Origin of the sequence: Myroides sp. NP-2, from assembly GCF_014145665.1 — a bacterium.
In the GTDB taxonomy this organism is placed as follows: Bacteria; Bacteroidota; Bacteroidia; order Flavobacteriales; family Flavobacteriaceae; genus Flavobacterium.
The window spans coordinates 221,549-241,253 of record NZ_JACHTD010000004.1 but is presented as its reverse complement, the minus strand read 5'-3'; the positions used below and the strand labels follow the sequence as shown (position 1 = coordinate 241,253).

The 19,705-nt window shown below is 39.6% G+C and carries 12 protein-coding genes; 8 read left to right on the top strand and 4 right to left on the bottom strand.

Features of this window, described 5'->3' with window-relative positions; all coding sequences use genetic code 11:
• Positions 1 to 5 precede the first annotated feature (5 nt).
• Positions 6 to 200, top strand: a complete 195-nt coding sequence (locus H4K35_RS06175; protein WP_182626507.1) for a cold-shock protein — start codon at positions 6 to 8, stop codon at positions 198 to 200.
• Positions 201 to 383: 183 nt separating this feature from the next.
• On the opposite strand, the gene H4K35_RS06170 is transcribed toward H4K35_RS06175, so the two are convergent.
• Entirely contained in the window at positions 384 to 2,003 is a 1,620-nt protein-coding gene (locus H4K35_RS06170) for an ABC-F family ATP-binding cassette domain-containing protein (RefSeq protein WP_182626506.1), read from the bottom strand.
• A gap of 176 nt (positions 2,004 to 2,179) precedes the next feature.
• Between H4K35_RS06170 and H4K35_RS06165 the strand changes: the two genes are divergently transcribed.
• The 6 genes from H4K35_RS06165 (at position 2,180) to H4K35_RS06140 (ending at position 9,284) form a co-directional block, all read left to right on the top strand.
• Positions 2,180 to 3,589 carry a hypothetical protein gene (locus H4K35_RS06165; RefSeq protein ID WP_182626505.1) on the top strand — a complete coding sequence of 470 codons (1,410 nt, stop codon included), beginning with the start codon at positions 2,180 to 2,182 and terminating at the stop codon, positions 3,587 to 3,589.
• Between the two features lie 596 nt (positions 3,590 to 4,185).
• A complete protein-coding gene (locus H4K35_RS06160) occupies positions 4,186 to 6,057 on the top strand; it encodes a DEAD/DEAH box helicase (RefSeq protein WP_182626504.1) in 1,872 nt (623 codons plus the stop codon).
• 67 nt (positions 6,058 to 6,124) lie between these two features.
• Complete coding sequence (locus tag H4K35_RS06155) at positions 6,125 to 6,883, top strand: carboxypeptidase-like regulatory domain-containing protein (protein ID WP_255492378.1); 759 nt, start codon at positions 6,125 to 6,127, stop codon at positions 6,881 to 6,883.
• Between the two features lie 111 nt (positions 6,884 to 6,994).
• Positions 6,995 to 8,248, top strand: coding sequence for a dihydroorotase family protein (locus H4K35_RS06150; protein WP_182626503.1), 1,254 nt, complete (start codon positions 6,995 to 6,997; stop codon positions 8,246 to 8,248).
• Positions 8,249 to 8,283: 35 nt separating this feature from the next.
• On the top strand, positions 8,284 to 8,628 hold the full coding sequence (locus H4K35_RS06145) for a hypothetical protein (RefSeq protein WP_182626502.1): 345 nt from the start codon (positions 8,284 to 8,286) through the stop codon (positions 8,626 to 8,628).
• 2 nt (positions 8,629 to 8,630) lie between these two features.
• Complete coding sequence (locus tag H4K35_RS06140) at positions 8,631 to 9,284, top strand: alpha/beta hydrolase (RefSeq protein WP_182626501.1); 654 nt, start codon at positions 8,631 to 8,633, stop codon at positions 9,282 to 9,284.
• 48 nt (positions 9,285 to 9,332) lie between these two features.
• Here the strand turns inward: H4K35_RS06140 and H4K35_RS15890 are convergent, their stop codons facing one another.
• Positions 9,333 to 9,677 (bottom strand): gliding motility-associated C-terminal domain-containing protein, encoded by a 345-nt coding sequence (locus H4K35_RS15890; RefSeq protein ID WP_368668694.1) that lies wholly within the window; start codon positions 9,675 to 9,677, stop codon positions 9,333 to 9,335.
• A 117-nt stretch (positions 9,678 to 9,794) separates the two neighbouring features.
• Between H4K35_RS15890 and H4K35_RS15885 the strand changes: the two genes are divergently transcribed.
• Positions 9,795 to 9,941 (top strand): zinc-finger domain-containing protein, encoded by a 147-nt coding sequence (locus H4K35_RS15885; protein ID WP_368668693.1) that lies wholly within the window; start codon positions 9,795 to 9,797, stop codon positions 9,939 to 9,941.
• Positions 9,942 to 11,210: 1,269 nt separating this feature from the next.
• On the opposite strand, the gene H4K35_RS15755 is transcribed toward H4K35_RS15885, so the two are convergent.
• On the bottom strand, positions 11,211 to 14,480 hold the full coding sequence (locus H4K35_RS15755; RefSeq protein ID WP_255492376.1) for a fibronectin type III domain-containing protein: 3,270 nt from the start codon (positions 14,478 to 14,480) through the stop codon (positions 11,211 to 11,213).
• Between the two features lie 450 nt (positions 14,481 to 14,930).
• The gene (locus H4K35_RS06130; protein ID WP_182626500.1) at positions 14,931 to 19,577 is read right to left on the bottom strand and encodes a choice-of-anchor J domain-containing protein; all 4,647 of its coding nucleotides are present in this window, start codon (positions 19,575 to 19,577) and stop codon (positions 14,931 to 14,933) included.
• Positions 19,578 to 19,705 lie beyond the last annotated feature (128 nt).

The following is a 19,705-nucleotide window of genomic DNA, read 5'->3' as shown; positions in this document are numbered from 1 at the left end:
TAATTATGCAACAAGGAACAGTAAAGTTTTTTAATGAAACTAAAGGGTTTGGTTTTATCACACCAGACGATAACGGAGAAGATATTTTTGTACACACTTCAGGTTTAGTTGACCGTATTCGTGAAAACGACGTGGTTACTTACGAAGTTGAAAAAGGTAAAAAAGGATTAAACGCAGTTGAAGTTAGACGCGTAAGATAATTTAGCTTACGGTTGACAGTGTAAACTGCTAACAATACTAAATATCCACAAAAAAGCCAATCATTTGTTATGATTGGCTTTTTTTGTAGCAGAACTGTCAACCGTACACTGTAAACTAAAAACGCCAATCATCTCAGATGATTGGCGTTTTATATACTAGCTGTACTAACCGTAAACGGTTGCTTATTCCTTGTACATTTTTTCTCTTAGCTCTTTCACTTTTGGATCATCAAGGTAATCTTCAAAAGTCATATAGCGATCGATTACACCGTTTGGCGTTAACTCTAAAATACGCGTACCCACGGTTTGAGCGAACTCTTTATCGTGTGTGGTGAATAAAACGGTTCCTTTAAATCCTTTTAAGGAGTTGTTGAAGGCAGTAATTGACTCCAAGTCTAAGTGGTTTGTAGGCTCGTCTAACATCAAGACATTTGCTCTTAACATCATCATACGAGACAACATACAACGCACTTTTTCACCTCCAGACAATACTCTACCCGTTTTTAGTGCTTCTTCACCAGAGAAGATCATTTTACCTAAGAAACCACGTACGTATACTTCGTCTCTTTCCTCTTCTGTTTTCGCCCATTGACGCAACCAATCCACTAGGGTTAGATCATTGTCAAAGAACTCGTGATTTTCTGCTGGCAAGTACGACTGAGACGTTGTAATCCCCCACTCTACTTTACCTGCATCCGCTTGGCGGTTGCCATTAATGATTTCATAGAAAGCCGTTGTAGCACGTGAATCGCGAGAAATCACAACAATTTTATCTCCTTTTACTACGTTTAAATCAACATCTTTAAACAACACTTCCCCTTCAATTGAACTAGCCAATCCGGTAATGTTTAAGATTTGATCTCCAGCCTCTCTATCTTGATCGAAAATAATTGCCGGATAGCGACGAGAAGAAGGCTTAATATCGTCCAACTTCAACTTTTCAATCATCTTTTTACGCGATGTCGCTTGTTTTGACTTGGCAACGTTCGCACTGAAACGACGGATAAACTCCTCTAATTCAGCTTTTTTCTCCTCTGCTTTCTTATTTTGTTGGGCTCTTTGTTTCGCTGCTAATTGACTAGACTCATACCAGAACGTATAGTTTCCTGAGTAATGCGTAATCTTACCAAAGTCAATATCCGATACATGGGTACAAACCGCATCTAAGAAGTGACGGTCGTGAGATACCACTAGTACCGTATTCTCGTAGTTTGCCAAGAAGTTCTCTAACCAACCGATGGTCTCAAAGTCCAAGTCGTTGGTAGGCTCATCCATGATCAACACGTCTGGATTACCGAATAAAGCTTGTGCTAATAACACACGTACTTTTAATTTCGCATCCATTTCACCCATTAAAGTATAGTGAAATTCTTCAGAAATACCCAAGTTAGACAACATCGTAGCTGCATCAGACTCGGCATTCCATCCATTCATCTCATCAAAGCGAATTTGAAGCTCCCCAATGCGATCTGCGTTCTCATCGGTATAGTTCAAATACAAGTCGTCCATTTCTTTTTTAACGGCAAACAAATCTTTGTTCCCCATGACCACGGTTTCTAACACAGTGTGCTCATCAAACATGTTGTGGTTCTGGTTCAAGACGGACATACGCTTCCCTGGCTCGAGAATCACATGGCCTGATGTAGGATCAATTTCTCCTGATAATATTTTCAAAAACGTTGATTTACCCGCACCATTTGCACCGATAATTCCATAGCAATTACCTTGTGTAAAGGTTACATTTACTTCATCAAATAAAATTCGTTTACCGAACTGAACTGACAGATTTGAAACTGTTAACATTTTTTCTCGTTTGATTTAATTTGTTGCAAAATTACTAAATATATATGAGATTTAATCCCTCTTATTTATTTCAAATTTGAATTACTTATTTTAACCATCTGTTAACAACATTAACTAAAGGTAAAACTTACTTTTGTTACAGACGTCAAATTTTAACTAGCATTATTCCCCAATCAATGTATAGTACCTTTTTAAATACAAGTATTCGCTATGGTATTTTGCCACTGCTCGCGTTGTTTTGTTCCTGTCAACAGAAATTTGAAACGACCGACTACTCGGCTCATTTTAGTGGAGAAATACAAAACCCTACCGCCAATTATATTTTATTCTTTAAGGATAATATGTTGTTGGACACCATTTTCTTGGATGAAAACAATCACTTTGAGAAAAAGTTTGATTCTTTGTCACCCGGACTTTACATCTATCGCATTAACCCTGAGTTTCAATACGTTTATTTCGACAAGAACGACAGTTTGCACTTGCGTTTGAATTCGAGAGATTTCGATCATTCGATTATTTATTCAGGTCGCGGTTCGGAAAAGAATAATTTTTTAATGAATCTCACCGTCAAAAATTTAGTGGATGAATCGACGCGATATGAAAACTACGACCTTGGTGTAAACCAATTCATGCGTTTTATCGACTCGACCCATGCTGCACGCACAACGTATTATTTGCGCAGCAAGGCCATTGTGGATTGGGGACCTGAATTTGACCTCTATGCCAAAACAAAACTCGACCTTCACTTCTACAGTCAAAAGGAAATTTATCCTATTGCGCACTATGTGAGAACCAAAGAAGACATTCGAGATCAACTTCCTACGGACTACTACTCCTTCCGCAATAAAGTGGATTTCAACAATGAAAAACTGATTCGCTATTCTTCCTTTACGAAGTACTTGGCTATTATGCTGAGCTCTATAAGTGATGAATCGGACTTGGATTTTGACAGTCAGACGAAATTTGATAAAAATATCACTAAGCTCAATGTGGTTGATACGTTAATTCGCAATGAGAAGGTAAAGAACACTATTTTAGACAATATTGCACTAATCTACCTGCTAGAGGATCAAAACTTAAACAACAACGACAAGTTCTTTGAGCGATACTTTAAGCTTTCAACCGATACGACCCAACATCAGGAGATAATTAAGATTCAGACAGCGGTACAGAACTTAAAGTACGAGAATCGCTTGCCGAAAGTAGAACTCGTAGACCTTGAGGAACAGGCTGTTGATTTTAAAAAGCTCATTCGCAAAAAGACGCTGATGTTTGTTTGGACTAAAAACGGCTTGGCCCATGCCAACGCCAGCCACAAACGCGCCTTGGAATTGCTAGAAAAACTACCCGATATTCAGGTTATTTCCGTATGTATTGACGGAGAACACGACGAATGGCGAGATTTGGTAAGCGAGTACAAGCACCCGAACCTGATCGAACTGCGCTGTGTGGATTTTAACGATATGAAAGACAAATGGATTATCACTAAAATACAACGCAGTTTCATCCTCCATGCAGACGGCAGCATTCAAGAAGCCTTTGTCAATATTTTTGACCGCAATATGGAGAAACTGTTAGCCTTATAACCAAAGAACAGGACAAAGCATCAACTGTTAATCATAAAAAAACCCTTCAATAGCAAACGAAGTTTGAAGCTATCGAAGGGTTTACTTTTTTTTTTAAGAATTCAGTATAATATTTAGTCCCCACTAATATTTTTATGATATCTTAAAATTGACATACACCAATAAGTTTTGTGTATTAAAGCTCAAACTTCTTAGACAAAATTACAAGTACTTTTGTAATAACAAAGCACATCCAAGCTTTTTTTTCTCCGAGAAAGCCCAGCATTTATCCCCCCTTGGGGAAATACTTTCTCTTAAAAAAATCCTAAACAATTTAAAATCAAAAGGCTGATACGCAAATTGCGACTTATTCCTTTATAAAGAGGAGAGGAAGAAAGGTGTAAATAAATGATAAAAATATTTTTCATTTGCTGTAAAAGAGGTTAAACATAGGGTGTAAAGGCGAAGGAATTCACAATCTTCCATGCAAATGCGGATATAAAATGATAAAAAAAACAATTATCGCGATGAAAATCACTTTTTTTATTTTTTTTATGGGGATAAATCAATATTTAATAAAAGAATAGTAGTACCTTTGCCCCTATTTTATTATTTATATGAACAATTTCGAACTATTAGGTTTAAATGAATTGCTACTCTCTGCAATTAATGATTTAGGATTTGAAAATCCTTCAGAAATCCAGGAAAAAGCAATTCCTTTATTATTAGAAAAAAATACCGATATTGTTGCGTTAGCCCAAACAGGGACTGGGAAAACCGCAGCATTTGGTTTTCCGCTTATTCAGAAAATTGACCTGTCTAAAAAACACACTCAGGCGTTGATTTTATCACCAACGAGGGAGTTATGCTTGCAAATTGCAAATGAAATCAAACAATACTCTAAGTACGTAAAAGGACTTCATACAGTAGCTGTATACGGTGGGGCGAGTATTACAGAGCAAGCAAGAGAAATCAAGCGTGGTGCACATATTATTGTAGCTACTCCGGGTAGAATGCAAGATATGATTAACCGCGGTATGGTTGATATCAAACACATCGAATACTGTGTGTTAGATGAGGCAGATGAGATGTTGAATATGGGGTTTTACGAGGACATTACCTCTATTTTAGCTGACACACCAGAAGACAAGAGCACTTGGTTATTCTCGGCAACAATGCCAGCAGAAGTTGCTAGCATCGCAAGAGAATTTATGTCTAATCCTGCTGAAATTACAGTTGGACATAAAAATCAAGGTTCTACCAATGTTAGTCACGAGTATTATTTAGTTTCGGCAAGAGACCGTTATTTAGCATTAAAGCGCTTAGCAGATGCTAATCCAGATATCTTTTCTGTAATCTTCTGTAGAACCAAAAGAGATACCCAAGCCATTGCTGAAAAGCTAATTGAAGATGGATACAACGCAGCTGCACTACACGGAGATTTATCTCAAGCACAACGCGATGGGGTTATGAAAGCCTTTAGAGGTAAACAAATCCAGATGTTAGTTGCAACAGACGTGGCAGCACGTGGTATTGACGTGGATGATATTACACACGTAGTAAACTACCAACTTCCAGATGAAATCGAAACCTATACACACCGTAGTGGTCGTACAGGACGTGCTGGAAAATCAGGGGTTTCTATGGTAATCATCACCAAAAGTGAGGCACGTAAGATTTCTCAAATCGAGCGTATCATGAAAACGAAATTCGAAGAAAAACCGATTCCTTCTGGAATGGAAATCTGCGAAATTCAATTATACCACTTAGCTAATCGCATCAAGAATGCTGAAGTAAGCACTGAAATTGAAACGTTCTTACCTTCTATTATGGAGTTGTTAGAAGATTTAACAACGGAAGAACTGATCCAAAAAGTAATTTCTTTAGAGTTCAAACACTTATTGGAATATTACCAAAAAGCGTCAAACAGCTTAGCCAATGTTTCTTCAGGAAGATCGTCTAAAGAAGTTCCGACTGATGGAGCGGTTCGTTTCTTCTTGAACTTAGGAGCAAAAGACGGTTTTGACTGGATGAGCTTGAAAGATTACTTGCGCGATACGCTAGAACTAGGTCGTGATGACTTGTTCAAGGTAGATGTAAAAGAAGGATTCTCATTCTTCAACACAGATGCTGAGCACGCAGACAAGATTATGAGCGTTTTAAACAACGAGACCTACCAAGATCGTCGTGTAAATGTTGAAATCTCAAATAACGACGGAGGAAGAAATGCAGGAAGAAGAGATCACAACAGACGCGGTGGCCGTGGAGATGGAGGATTCCGTTCTGAGCGCAGAGATCGAGGCGATAGAAACGACAGAGGTGGTGAGCGCAGAGATCGTTCTTCTAGCAACCGTTCTGACCGTGGTTCTCGTACTTCTGACCGCAATGACAGAGGTGGAAACCGCACAGAAAGAGCGCCTAGAAATGAGCGCAGTTCTTCAAGAAGAAGTGGTGACAGTAGCGCACCAAGACGTCCTAGAAGAAGTTAATCTGTTAATTTTTTTCAAATAAGACATAAAACTGTAAAATATCCACTATTTTTAAGCAATTTTAAAAATGATGAGAAATTTTACAGTTTTTTTATTTACATGCCTACTTTCTTTCGCGGCGTGGAGTCAACAAGGATCACAAGTGAAGGGAACAATCTACAACGACAAGTCTCTCCTACCTGCTGATGACGTTAACGTTATTAATATCACCCAAGTCAAAGGAACTGTGAGTAAACGCGATGGTTCATTTGTTATTGAGGCTAAACTCAACGATTCGATCCACTTCTCCTTCCCGGGTTACTTACCTATTAAGTTGAAAGTAACCAATGACTGGTTAAACAACGACAACCTAAAACTGTATATGACGGAGCAGTCTATTGAACTCGCCGAAATTTACATCAAAAAATATGACCTTACGGGAATTCTTGAGGTTGATACCAAGCTCATTCAGCTAAACGATAAGCTAAGGGTCGACTTTTACAGAAATTACAGCATGCCCTCTTATAATATCGCTGTGGGCAGCTATTTTAGTCCGGTGGATGAAGTATACAACTTATTCAAAGGCAAATCCAAAGAGCTCAAGAAAATTAAAGAAATTAAAGAAGATCAGAATATGATTGCCTTGATGCAAACCCGTTATGATCGCGAAATTGTTTGCGGTTTATTGGGCATCACCCAAGAAGATATTATCAAAACCTTGAAAAATTGCAATCAAACCGATCGCTTTATTTATACCGCTACAGACTTTCAAATCTATCAAGCGTTGAATGAGTGTTTTGAAAACTCCAAAATATTGGTCAAAAAACAGACAAATACATCCAAGTAAGGGGTGTATTTTTTTTGTGGTTTTCTTCGGCTTCTTACTCGCAAAAGCAAAAAATAAAAAGTATTTTTGTACACATTAACTACACATAACTAATTTAATTCTCGCACTAAAATGAATATCATTTTAAAATCTGCAAAGATCATAGATGCTACAAGTTCGCACAACAATCAAGTGGTTGACGTACACCTGAAAGATGGAAAAATCGAAAAAATAGCGACTTCTATTACAGTAGAGGGAGCTGAGGTGGTTCAATTGGAAGATTTGTGCCTTTCACCAGGTTGGTTTGACACCTCTGTTTCATTTGGTGAGCCTGGTTACGAAGAAAGAGAAACACTAGTACATGGATTAGAAGTGGCTGCTCGAAGTGGGTTTACCCAAGTGGCGATTGAATCGAATAATAATCCCATCACAGACAATCAAAGCTTGGTGGCTTTCATCAAACAAAAAGCAGCGGGTCAAACAACAGAAGCCCTTCCGATTGGTGCCTTAACTATGAAAAGTGAAGGAACGGATTTGGCCGAATTATACGACATGAAAAACGCAGGTGCGGTTGCTTTTGGGGATTACAAAAAAGCCATTGACAACGCCAATGTATTAAAAATCGCTTTGCAATATGTACAAGATTTTGATGGATTGGTACTGGCATTTGCACAAGACAAAAGCATTAAGGGCAAAGGAGTAGTTCACGAAGGTGCTACTAGTACTACATTGGGATTAAAAGGAATACCGCCTTTGGCAGAAGAGCTGCAAATCGCGCGCAACCTATTCTTATTGGAGTATACAGGCGGTAAAATGCACATTCCTACTGTATCTACTGCCCGCTCGTTGGAGTTAATCCGAGAGGCAAAAAACAAAGGCTTACAAGTAACGTGTAGCGTTGCCGTGCATCAGTTGGTGCTGACGGATGCTAAATTAACGGAATTTGACAGCCGTCATAAAGTTTCTCCTCCATTGAGAGATGAAGCAACAAGACAAGCTTTACTAGCGGGTGTTCTCGATAATACCATCGACTGTATTACTACAGATCACATGCCCCTAGATATAGAACACAAAAAATTGGAATTTGACCTTGCTACATCAGGGACAATCGGACTAGAATCGGCCTTTGGTGCATTGAATACCGTTTTACCTCTTGAGGTAATTGTAGACAAACTAACCGCAGGACGAAGCATCTTTGGTTTACCTACTGCATCAATTGCAGAAGGAAATGAAGCAAACCTAAGCTTATTCACCACAGCAGCTTCGTGGACGTTTACCAAAGACAGCATTTTGTCTAAATCGAAAAACTCAGCCTTTTTAGGTGAACCCATGCAAGGAAAAGTATACGGTGTAATCCGTCAAGAGAAGCAAACATTTAATTTTTAGTTCGACTAAAAACAACTTATTTTATTTCAAACAGTATGATTAAAACATTTTCAGCAGAAGAAATTGAAAAGGGTAAAAACATGGCACTGGCCTCTCACCTTACTATTTTAGGGTGTATGATTGTCATTTTTATGAATATTGAACCCAAAAACAAATACGCTGGTTTCTACATCAAACAAACCTTTGGTTTACACCTGATGTTTTATGTATTCGGATACTTTGTATCTAATGTAGATTCCCTTTTTGCAACGGTTCCTTTTTACATTTGTTTTGTTGTTTTATGGTTCTATAGCTTTTTGGGAACAACACAAGGAGAAGTTCGCGTACTGCCAGGAGTTGGTGGTTATTTTCAAAAATGGTTTGACAAATTATCTGCTTAATTATGGAAACATCCCTATCAATTAATTACATCATTAGAGAGCCTAAAGTAAAAATGGAAAAAAATCCGCTACTTTTACTTTTACACGGCTATGGAAGTAATGAAGAAGATTTATTTTCTTTTGCTAGCGAGCTTCCGGATCATTACTATATTGTATCTGCTCAAGCGCCCTACCCTGTTCCACCCTATGGATATGCGTGGTATGCGATTCACTTTGACGCCGATGCCAATAAGTTTTCTGACGATGATCAAGCCATCGAATCTAGAGATAAACTCGTGCAATTCATAGGAGAATTACAAGAAAAATATCCTATAGACCCGCAAAACATCAACCTTATAGGCTTTAGTCAAGGAGCGATTTTGAGCTATGCAATTGCCTTGTCTTATCCTGAAAAAATCAATAAAGTAGTAGCACTTAGCGGCTATTTTAATGCAAATATTATCAAAGCAGGTTTTGAAGAAGGAGATTTCAGTCAGCTGCAGTTCTTCGCTTCTCACGGAACGGTAGATCAAGTAATTCCCGTGGATTGGGCTAGAAAGACCGCACCAATCCTAGATGCGCTAAAAATAAAACACACCTACAAAGAATATCCTGTTGGACACGGAGTTCACCCCTTAAACTTTGCCGACTTTAAAGCATTCTTATTACAAGAATAAAAATACAAGAATAAAAAATGGGTGTCAATGACACCCATTTTTTATTGATTAATAACTCAGCTGCACCCAACCTGTTTTCAATTTACCGTGAGATACAATCACATAATAGTAGGTACCACTTGGCAATTGATTTCCAGCCTTATCTTTTCCGACAAATTGGTTGGTATAACCAAGACCGTGCGCATAGACTTCTGTACCATTTCGGTTAAAAATCTGGATTTTAGCTACTCCGTGATTACTCAAGTCAAAGGAATCGTTTAGACCATCTCCATTGGGAGAAAAACCTTTAGGAACAGGACAATCTTCGAAATCAACGGTAAAACTACTTTCATCATAGCAAGATACTGCTTGAGAGCCATTTTTCGCATAGATATAGATTGTTGTTGGTTCCATAATTTCCGTTCCTTCTTTCCATACTTCTCCTTCACCATTGGGTTGGGTATGATAGGTATTGTTCGCTGTCAGTGGAGGTAAGAAAAAGCGTCCACATTGAATATATTGATCTTCGATGTGATCTGCGACAGCTGTTTCATAAATCGTCACTTTAAAAAAGCTTTCAGCAAAACACCCGCTTTGCTCTTTTCTATAAATATACAAGGTAGAGGTTCCAATTTGATCATAGTGATCTCCAGCTGTGTATGCAGTTCCCATGCCTGAAGGCTGAGTGAAATAACCTTCTCCTTCTGCTAAAGCAGGTAGGGTATAGCTTGTACACACCTCAACATTTTCTAACTTTGTTACAACAATAGGTGCAATTCGAATGGCATCAAACGTGAGCACTTCCATACAGGCTGTGGTCTTATTCACCAATTCAACGTAGACAGTTTGCTGGGTTTCAACGGCAAGATCGGTTTGAATCTCTTCTGTAAGGTTAGCATCCTTAAACAATCGTACACTGAACTTTGATTGGCTCTGGTCCCCTAGTAAATCCCAGATTATTTGTCGTTGTTGCGTTAGGTCTATTTGAACGGTATTTGCTGGATCAGACTCCCTTCCACAAGCGTATACAGGAGGCAATTCAACAGTTGGAAAATCTTCTTTCACTAGGTGGAAAACGCGTTCTACAGTGAAGTCACTTCCCACACAAGCTTGATAGTTTGCTCGTGCGGTGTACGTAACCGATTCCGTCACCTCTACCTCTATCTCTTCCTCTGCTGAGAAGAATTCATCATCCTTATACCAGTTAAAATCTACGGTAGAATCGCCACTAGGTGTAAATCGCCACGCTTCATTGGAAGCTGTCCAATCACCTGTATTTCGAGTAGCCGGCGCATAAGCTAAACTACCATCTCTATTTTGAATACCAATAAGGCCATTTCCATTATTGTGTCGTGGATTTGCCTCAGGATGTAAAGATACGGGAACCACTGGCCTATTTTTGACATAAACATCAATGATATTCGTCCCTTCATAGAGCACAATTTGCGAGGTTTGTGTAGTTCCATCAAGATCATTAAAATCATAAACGTGATCATATAGGCCCATATGGTACATATTAAATACCAAAGCTCTACATGGATATGCACCTAAAATCTGATAGTTTACAGAATAATCACTTGGAGAATAGGCAGGATCAAGATCTTGCATCACCCCAAATATCGCATTGAGGAAAGGGGCATCTTGCTCTTCGCTTGCAAAAGGTATCGGTTGATCAAAAGCCCAAGGACTAAATGATTCGGGTTCGTATCTTCCATCTTCTACTTCACCGGCAATACTAAACGTAATCGCACCATTGGTAGAGATTAATATTTTGTTGTAGGATTCACCAAAAAAGCAAAAATCAAATCCAAGCTCAATGCTGTTCGACCATTCATCATCTATGGTTAGGTCGACCATATCTCCTCCCACAAAAGGAAAAGGCGGATTATAGTCGATAGCAACTACGTCATAGGCATTGGTTTTCTTGCTAGTAAAGTAATTTGCACTTTATTTTTTGGTTACAGGTCCTTGCTCACAAATTAGATAGGTGTCGCTTTCGTGATTAGGCATTCCCTCAATTCCTCCTTCCAATTCAATACAAACAGGCGGTACAAAATAAGAATACAAAATAGGTCCGACCCATATTGCTTTATCCTCTTCGTCTACACCCTCACAAATAGCGCGAACATAGTAAACAAAGTACTGTCCTTCTTCCACATTTTCGAGTACTAAGGATGGTTCTCCTTCAACAAGTATACCGGTAGTAGTTGCATCAGGTCCTGGACTTCCTTGCTGTGTTGTAAACACCTCCCATTTGGTTTCGCTTCCTTGTGGTGTCCAAGACAAACGCATATTGTTGGTATAGCTCACTCGCTCGGCTCTGGGATTTTTTACACTGAGACAGGTCGAGGTAGCTAATCTAATATGATCAATTGCAGCAGGAGGTTGAGTTCCGTTTTGGTCGTCATTGATCCATTCAAAAACCAAGCGAATAGTTTCCCCTTGATTTTCGCGAACATCGACAACAGCAGTTGCTGTATTCCATCTGGAAGAATTGACATAATAGGATTGGCCTACTACGCTATTATCAGCATTTACAGGCAATAGTTCTCCTCCAGTTGGAATTGTTGTAATCGGAATTTTGAGTACGCGAAAATAATCTTTGGGATTATTTCTTGAAATTTCACCTGCAACCAACCAATCAAAAGACAGGGTTAATTCTTCGGCATCTGATGGAATAACAATATCGCGATACACATGAGAAATGGACATTTTTTGTGTGTCATAATTGTATGCTTGTCCTTGATTATTTGAAATATAAAGTGATCGAGTCCCTTGATTTGCTATGGCGGTTCCCCTCACCCAAGCGTTGGTTTGTCCTACATCAACACTCCAATCCATTCCCTCTTCAAAACCATCCGTATAGGGAAGTTCAACTGGGACCTGAGATGTAATAAAATTAATCGGATCAATCCAAAAACTAGCATTTCCTTCACTACAAGCAGAACGCACCCAAATATAGTAACGCGTATTTGCTTGTAAATCAGTCAAGGTAAATGGGCTGTTGACATTTGCATAAGTAGGTACTGTAGTTTCTGTTGGCACAGCTAGTGTGGTGGTGAGATAGACATCGTAAGCAGTAACGCCCACTGCAGGATCCCAACTAATTTCAGCGCTATTTTGTGTTATTTCGGTTGCGGCTGTTGCAAAAGGCTGTGGGCAATTGGTTGTTTTCACCACGAGATTATCAAGGGCTGCTGGTGGTTGATTTCCGCCATACTCTGCATTGACCCATTCAAAAACTAAACGCGCATTTTGTCCTGAGAAGGTTTGAATATCAGCGCGAATTTCTGAAGTCACAAAATCTCTAGCATCCGTAAAGCTTTGCTCTTGTCCCAATTGAATCTGACGCTCACCTCCTCTTAATTCACGACCAGCTAATGGAACGTAAGAAGTAGGCACAAGCCAAACTCTAAAATGGTCAATTCCCACTTCTCCAACATTCCTCCAATCAAATGCTACAGATAGATCTACTACACCATCGGGGATAATAAGGTCTTTATAAACATGAGACAGCTGTCGTTGAGTAAGAGTATAGTGATTACTCACCCCCTCATCATCAGAAATATACAGGGCATGGGTTCCCCCATGGTTAATTGCTTCTCCAATAATCCATTGATTGACTTCATCATTGCTCTTTCCCCACTGCGGATTATTTTCAAAATCTTCAGTATACGGCAGGGCAACGGGCAGCAGTGTAGTTCTAAAGGATATAGGTCCTGCCCATGCTGAAACAGCTAGGCCAGTTGCTGTTGTACATCTACTGCGCACATAAAGATCATACGCTGTATCGCTCTTTAAATCTTGTATGTTATAGTCGGACTGCTCAACCACTATACCTGTTTCGGGTAGCTCGTCTCCCATTGGTACAATAGCAAGCTCCCATTGCTGTGTTGCCTCAGCAGTCCAAGTTACGGTTGCCGAATTTTCATCCACCTCCTCTACACGGATATTGTGCGGTGTTTCACAAGTCGGTATATCTTCAATTCTCACCTTAGCAATTGCGACTTGTCCGCCTTGAGTACCTCCTGTCGGGATATGCCAAGCCACTGTAATATCACCAGTTAGCGGAATTCCTTCCTCATCTACAAGGGGAACAACCTCTTCAATAAAAGGTATCGTATTATAATCCGCAACAGGAACTAAAGTATGGGTAAATGCTGTGATTGCATTGCCTGAATTAGAATACATTACGCGAAACGGATCTCCTTCCCTATCTGAACCTGCTTTATATGAATATACAAGCTGTTGATTTCCTGTCAGTTTTACTGTAGGTGCAACCAACCAATCGTCGTTTTCTCCACTGCTATTCCCGCGGTCAATTATAGCAACAGGAAGTGCATAATCGGGGTTCAACCCACCATCTACCTGAATTTCAGTAAATTCCCAAGTTCCGTGTTCTTCATTATTTGCGACAATTGACCAACAATCTCGGGTTGCCGATTCGAAGGAAAAATTTTCTACAAAAGGCAGTTGATCAATAGTTCCACAATCGATAGCTACAATTGATAAGTTTCGCACTGCTGCTGGAACTGTACCAAACCCCTCTCCTTGGTTGACCCATTCCAATACGATCTTAACGGGTTGACCTGCTAAAGCCCCTAGTTCAACTAGGGCATTTTCGCGTTGAACCATCCAACTATTTTCAAAATAAGGAAAGGAAGTAATCGTCATTCCTTGGCTATTCTCAGCTGTAATAGGTACATTGGCTGTTGGCACAAACGCTTGAGGAACGAGCCATACCTTGAGGTAATCTCTTCCATTAAATTCAAATGTAGTTTCGTCAAAAACACCATATCCCCCACTAACCCAGTCAAAATTCACTCGAATTTTGTTTACACCAATAGGCAGTTGAATACTTTTATACGCGTGGGAAACAGCAGCTTCATCATTGGTATAAGTAAATGCACTCTCCTCATTGCTTACATATAAACCAAGGTTGGGTTCGCCTTCCGCTAAAAATGCTGTAGGAAAGCCTACAAACCACTGATTTACAAGGGAATTAGAAAATACCCACCCCTCAGCATTATTTTCAAAATTATCTTCTAGAATAAAGGAACTTCTAAGCAACAGATTGGTTGTAAGTGAAGAAGTAGATTGAGTGACTTGAGGATGCTCTTGCTCTTGGGCCCACGACGTAAAAGAAGTAAAAGCTAAAGCAAAAATTGGTAAAACTACAAGTGCAAGACCTATCCAACGTATTCTTTTATTTAACATAATACATTTATTGTAATTAATACATATATAATACAAAAATATATAAAAGAAAAAGTATAAAAAACACGTAGTTTTAACACATTTAAACAAATGGTAAATATTTACCGATTAAAAAATAATTAATGAAACTATTGTTGGAAATTAAAAGAGAAATAAAAGATTGCGATTGATATTTAACACTCCTTCTTTTCGTTATAATACAATCATATTCAGCCATTTATTAAAAGTGTAAAGCTTGGATAGCAAAAAGTTGATTAGATGCGATTTTTTTCCTTCTCACAGGTCAAGTAAATAAAAAAGCTTGCGGGTATCCGCAAGCTTTATATACTGTATTAGATATTCTGTTTTGGCGTTGGATGAGCCTTCACTGCGTTACGGTTTGTTATTCGGCTTTTGACAAGATATTTCTTCAACAAAAAAACTATATTTTCGAAAAATCACCACTCACCATTAATAACTCAACTGCACCCAACCTGTTTTCAATTTACCGTGAGATACAATCACATAATAGTAGGTACCACTTGGCAATTGATTTCCAGCCTTATCTTTTCCGACAAATTGGTTGGTATAACCAAGACCGTGTGAATAGACTTCTGTACCGTTTCGGTTAAAAATCTGGATTTTAGCTACTCCGTGATTACTCAAGTCAAAGGAATCGTTTAGACCATCTCCATTGGGTGAAAAACCTTTAGGAACAGGACAATCTTCGAAATCAACGGTAAAACTACTTTCATCATAGCAGTACACGTCTTTATTTCCATTTCGCGTCACCATATAAATCGTCATAGGAACGATTACCTCATAGTTAGGTTCTAATTCGATTCCCATTTCATTTGGTTCGGTATAATACTTTGTTCCCTCTGGCAGAATAGGCAATCTAAATGCCTCACAAGCAAAGACTTTATCTTCGATGATAGGAGCAAAAACCTCTGGTAAAATCTCAATGCTCAGGGTAGATTCTCCATAACAGCCCTTTTCATCCTCTTTGTACACGTAAAGTGTATGTTGACCTACTTCGCTATAGCGCGCTCCTGCCTCATATTTAATACCGCCCCCGTAAGGTTCCGTATAGTAGGCTTCTCCCGCTGCTAGTGCAGGTAAAAGGGCTTCTTTACACTTGAAAATCGGTTGTATTTGCGTTGCTCCTAGCTGTTCGTTTATCCCAAGGGTAAAGGAAATGACTTTAGAACAGTGCGTCAGCTTATTGGTGATCTTCATAAAGATCGTATCAACATTTGGCGTCTGTGTTTCATATGTTGCATTTAGTTCATTTTCATCCGCATCGGCATCCGCTTGCGACTTGTAGTAGGCTACCTCATACTCTTCCGAATCTAAACCTGCTAAGACCACAGGGACATTCTCGTTTAAGTCATAGGTAAACGTAGATCCTGGTTTCTTGGCACAATCAAACAACGTCTTAGGCGTTGCAAATTCCATCGGCTCTTTTAAGAAAGCAAAGTCTTTCTTAATGACCATTTCTTCACCATTACAGTGTGCATACTTAATTACCCCACTATAGGTAACGGATTCCTCAATTGTAACTGCGATATCGGTTTGTGTAGAAAAAGGCTCGCCATTTTTCAACCACTCAAAACTAGCGATTGAAGGACCAGCTGGAGTAAAGCGCCAAGCTTCATTTTGCGCTACCCAATCCCCTGTATTTCTTCCAGGAGGTACATAAGCAACTGTACCATCTTGATTTTGAATACCAATTATGCCATTTGCATCATTGTGTCTGAACTCAGCATCTGGATCTATTACAGGTCTATTTTTTACATAAACTTCAATAATATTGGTGATTTCATACAACACAATTTGAGAGGTTTGCGTGCTTCCTTCGATATCATCTGGATCATAGCGCTGATCGTATAGCCCCAAATGATAGATATTAAACACTAAGGCACGGCAAGGATATTCTCCAATAATCTGGTAATTGATTGAAAAATCATCGGGTGAAGCCCCTGAGGTTGGATCGGGATTCAGATCTTGCATCACACCAAAAATAGCGTTTACAAAAGGAGCGTCGGCACCTTGAGCTTCAAAGGGCAATTCCTCATCGAAAGACCAGCTAGAACCTGAATTTGGTTCATAGCGTCCATCGGCTACTTCACCTTCAATACTAAAGCTGATGGCGCCGTTGGTATTGATCAATACTTTGTCATAGCTATTGCCAAAGAAGCAGAAATCAAAGCCTAAATCAATAATTTCAGACCAGTAATCATCAACCGTTAAATCTACTGCACCACCGCCAAAGAACGGGAATGGAGGGTCGTAATCAATTTGCTCTACCTCATATTGAGTGGTGGCTTTAATGTCGTAGTAGTCGGCTTTTAGTTCAATAGGATATGGATCTTCGCTACAAATAATATACTCCCCATCAACGGAAATATCAAGATCTATATCTTCAAGCGAAATACTCGCACATCCCGAAGGATAGAAAATACCGTAATCTACAGGGCCTATCCACCATCCTGAATTCGTATCCGAACAAATAGGACGTACAAATACTTTATAGAAATCACCTACTGGTACATTTTCAATGATGTAAGAAGGATCGCCTTCTACGACAATTCCCGTATCGCTAAGCGTTGGAAAAGGTTGACCACTTTCGATAATGAACACCTCCCATTTGGTTTGACCAGCTGCAGGGGTCCAAGTCACTTCAAAGTTTTCTGTATTTTCTATTCGAATCACTTGTACATCTTCGACATCCTGACAATTGTACTCTTTGATGGCTACATTGTCAACGATAGCAGGGGGTTGTCTTTCGCTAAAATCATTCTGAATCCACTCAAACACCAAGCGCATGTTTTGTCCGGCCCAAGGGGCAGCAGGAATAATATAGCGCTGTTGGGTAAAGTTTCTCTGTTGGAAAAACGGATTTGTAGGATCAATTTCAATGCGATTGGCAGCAGGCGTAATTAACGTACCCGCCGTAGGTGTAAAAGAGGCAGGAACAAGCCACACTCTCATGTAATCACTAGGTATTTCATCCCAAGTATCCCAGTCTATGGTTGTTTCACCATAAGCTTTCCACGTAAAAGAAAGTTCTAATTCTTGGGAGTTTGCAGGAATGATAACGTCTTTAAATGCGTGAATAGCTGCGCTTACCTCTCCATAATAGGTATTAGTAAGACCTTCGTCTTTGGTTACGTACAACGATCTGCTTCCAGAAGCGCTACTAGCATTTCCAGTTACCCATTTATGTTGCTCTTCAGTAGTGGTTTGGAAGTACACATCCCCTTCAAAATCTTCGATATACGGCAAAGAAACCGGTGGAATTTTTGGTATATTCACGGCTAGAGGGCCGATCCACATACTTTTTGTATCCTCGTCACAAGAGGTTCTCAGCCAAACGTAGTAAAAAGAGCCTTGGTTGACCTCCGTAAACACAAATGAGTTTCCTTCTGCTGTATGAGTGGGTATATCCGTATCCACAGCCACGGGTAATGGATTGGTTTTAATTATCAACTCGTAATCCTCTACATCGGTAACGGCTGTCCAACCAACGGTAAATTCGGTAGCTGTTGCACTTATTAAGTTTAAGTTTTGCGGTCGACTACAAAGCACTCTTCTCAAGTCGATATTGTCAATTGCCGCTGGAGGTTGAGTACCACTACTACCGTCATTAGTCCATTCAAAAACGAGGCGCAGTGTACTGCCTGCAAAAGGTGTCCCATCAAAAAAGATCACTTCATTGGCGAAGGTATTATTCATTTTATAATCGGATGCGCCAATAGGAAATACGCCATCTGCAAATTCATCAATAGGTTCATTAGGGAGGATTTGATAATCGGTAGATACAGCCCAAACCCTAAAATAATCACTAGGCCAAAATTGACCTTCGCCCATACAACGCCAGTCAAAACTCAATTGAAGTTCATTTACATCAGCCTCGATGTCAAAATCTTGATATGCGTAGGATTGAGTAGAAGTCCAATCGTCATCGTCTGTGGTATATTGATAAGTTACGCCAAGGTCATTGCTAATATACATGGCATGCGTACCGCCGTTATTCACTGCAGTACCAATATTCCATTTGTTGTCTTTTGTTCCGATGAAAACAAAGTTAGTCTCCCCTTCAAAATCTTCAGTAAAAGGCAAAGCAACGGGAATCATATTCGTTCTAAATCGAATAGGGCCTGTCCAATCAGAATGGGTCGTTCCCTCTTCCCCATCGCATATAGCGCGAACGTATATGTCGTATACTGTATTGCTGTTCAATTCGGTAAAAGTAAATGATGTCTCGTCTACCGAAGTACCCGAAGTAGGCATAGGGCTTCCTTCAGCTTGAGCAACCACTTCCCACTGTTCTTCTTGATACCCTTGTTCCCAATTCACTTGCACCCCAACAGCAGTGGGAGTAGACAGTTGAATATTTACAGGAGCAGGACAAGTCGGAACATCCTCAACAATTACATTGTCAATATATAAGCGCCAACCATCTACACCTCCAGGAGGAACGTGCCACGCGATAGTAACATCACCGTCAAAGAAATTGCCATTGGCATCTTTGAGGTAGATAATTTGCTCTTTATAGGTCACATTGTCGTACGCTTGTAGGGGTAATAATTCGTGTTCAAAGTTCTCAACCGCCGTACCCGATGTAGAGAGCATCACGCGAAAATCATTGGGTTCATCACTAGCTTCCACTTTGTAGTGATAGCGCAAGCGTTGATTGGCTGTTAAGGTGATGGTAGGCGAAATCATCCAATCGTCATTTTCACCATCTAAGCCATCTGTTGTCATTACAGCTACTTGATCGCCGACATAAGGCGTTGTAGTATCGTTCAAATCCCAGGTACTACCATCCTCATTATTGTTGATGACGGTCCAACAGGGTTTTGTTTCCGAATCACTTGCAAAGGTCTCGACAAAGGGCAATTGGGTAATGACTGCGCAATCTTCATCCTCAAAGAGTGCTTGCGTACGTACATTTCCCCCTATTGCTTCCTCACCAAAGAAAGGGAATGTTTGAATGACATAGCGTTGCATTTTACTAGCCCAATTGGACAATGCGGGAGATGCAAACACAAGAGATGGTATGACTAGTGCAGTCACTAAGACTCCACGTATTCGCGATTTCATTCTTTTCATAACTTTATGTTTATTTTCTACTGAATTTTAAAACTAAGTTAATATGTTTTCCAGTAAAAACAACACCAAAATCACATAGGAGTAACTAATTTAGCATCATTATGAATTAATAATCATATTTTTATCAA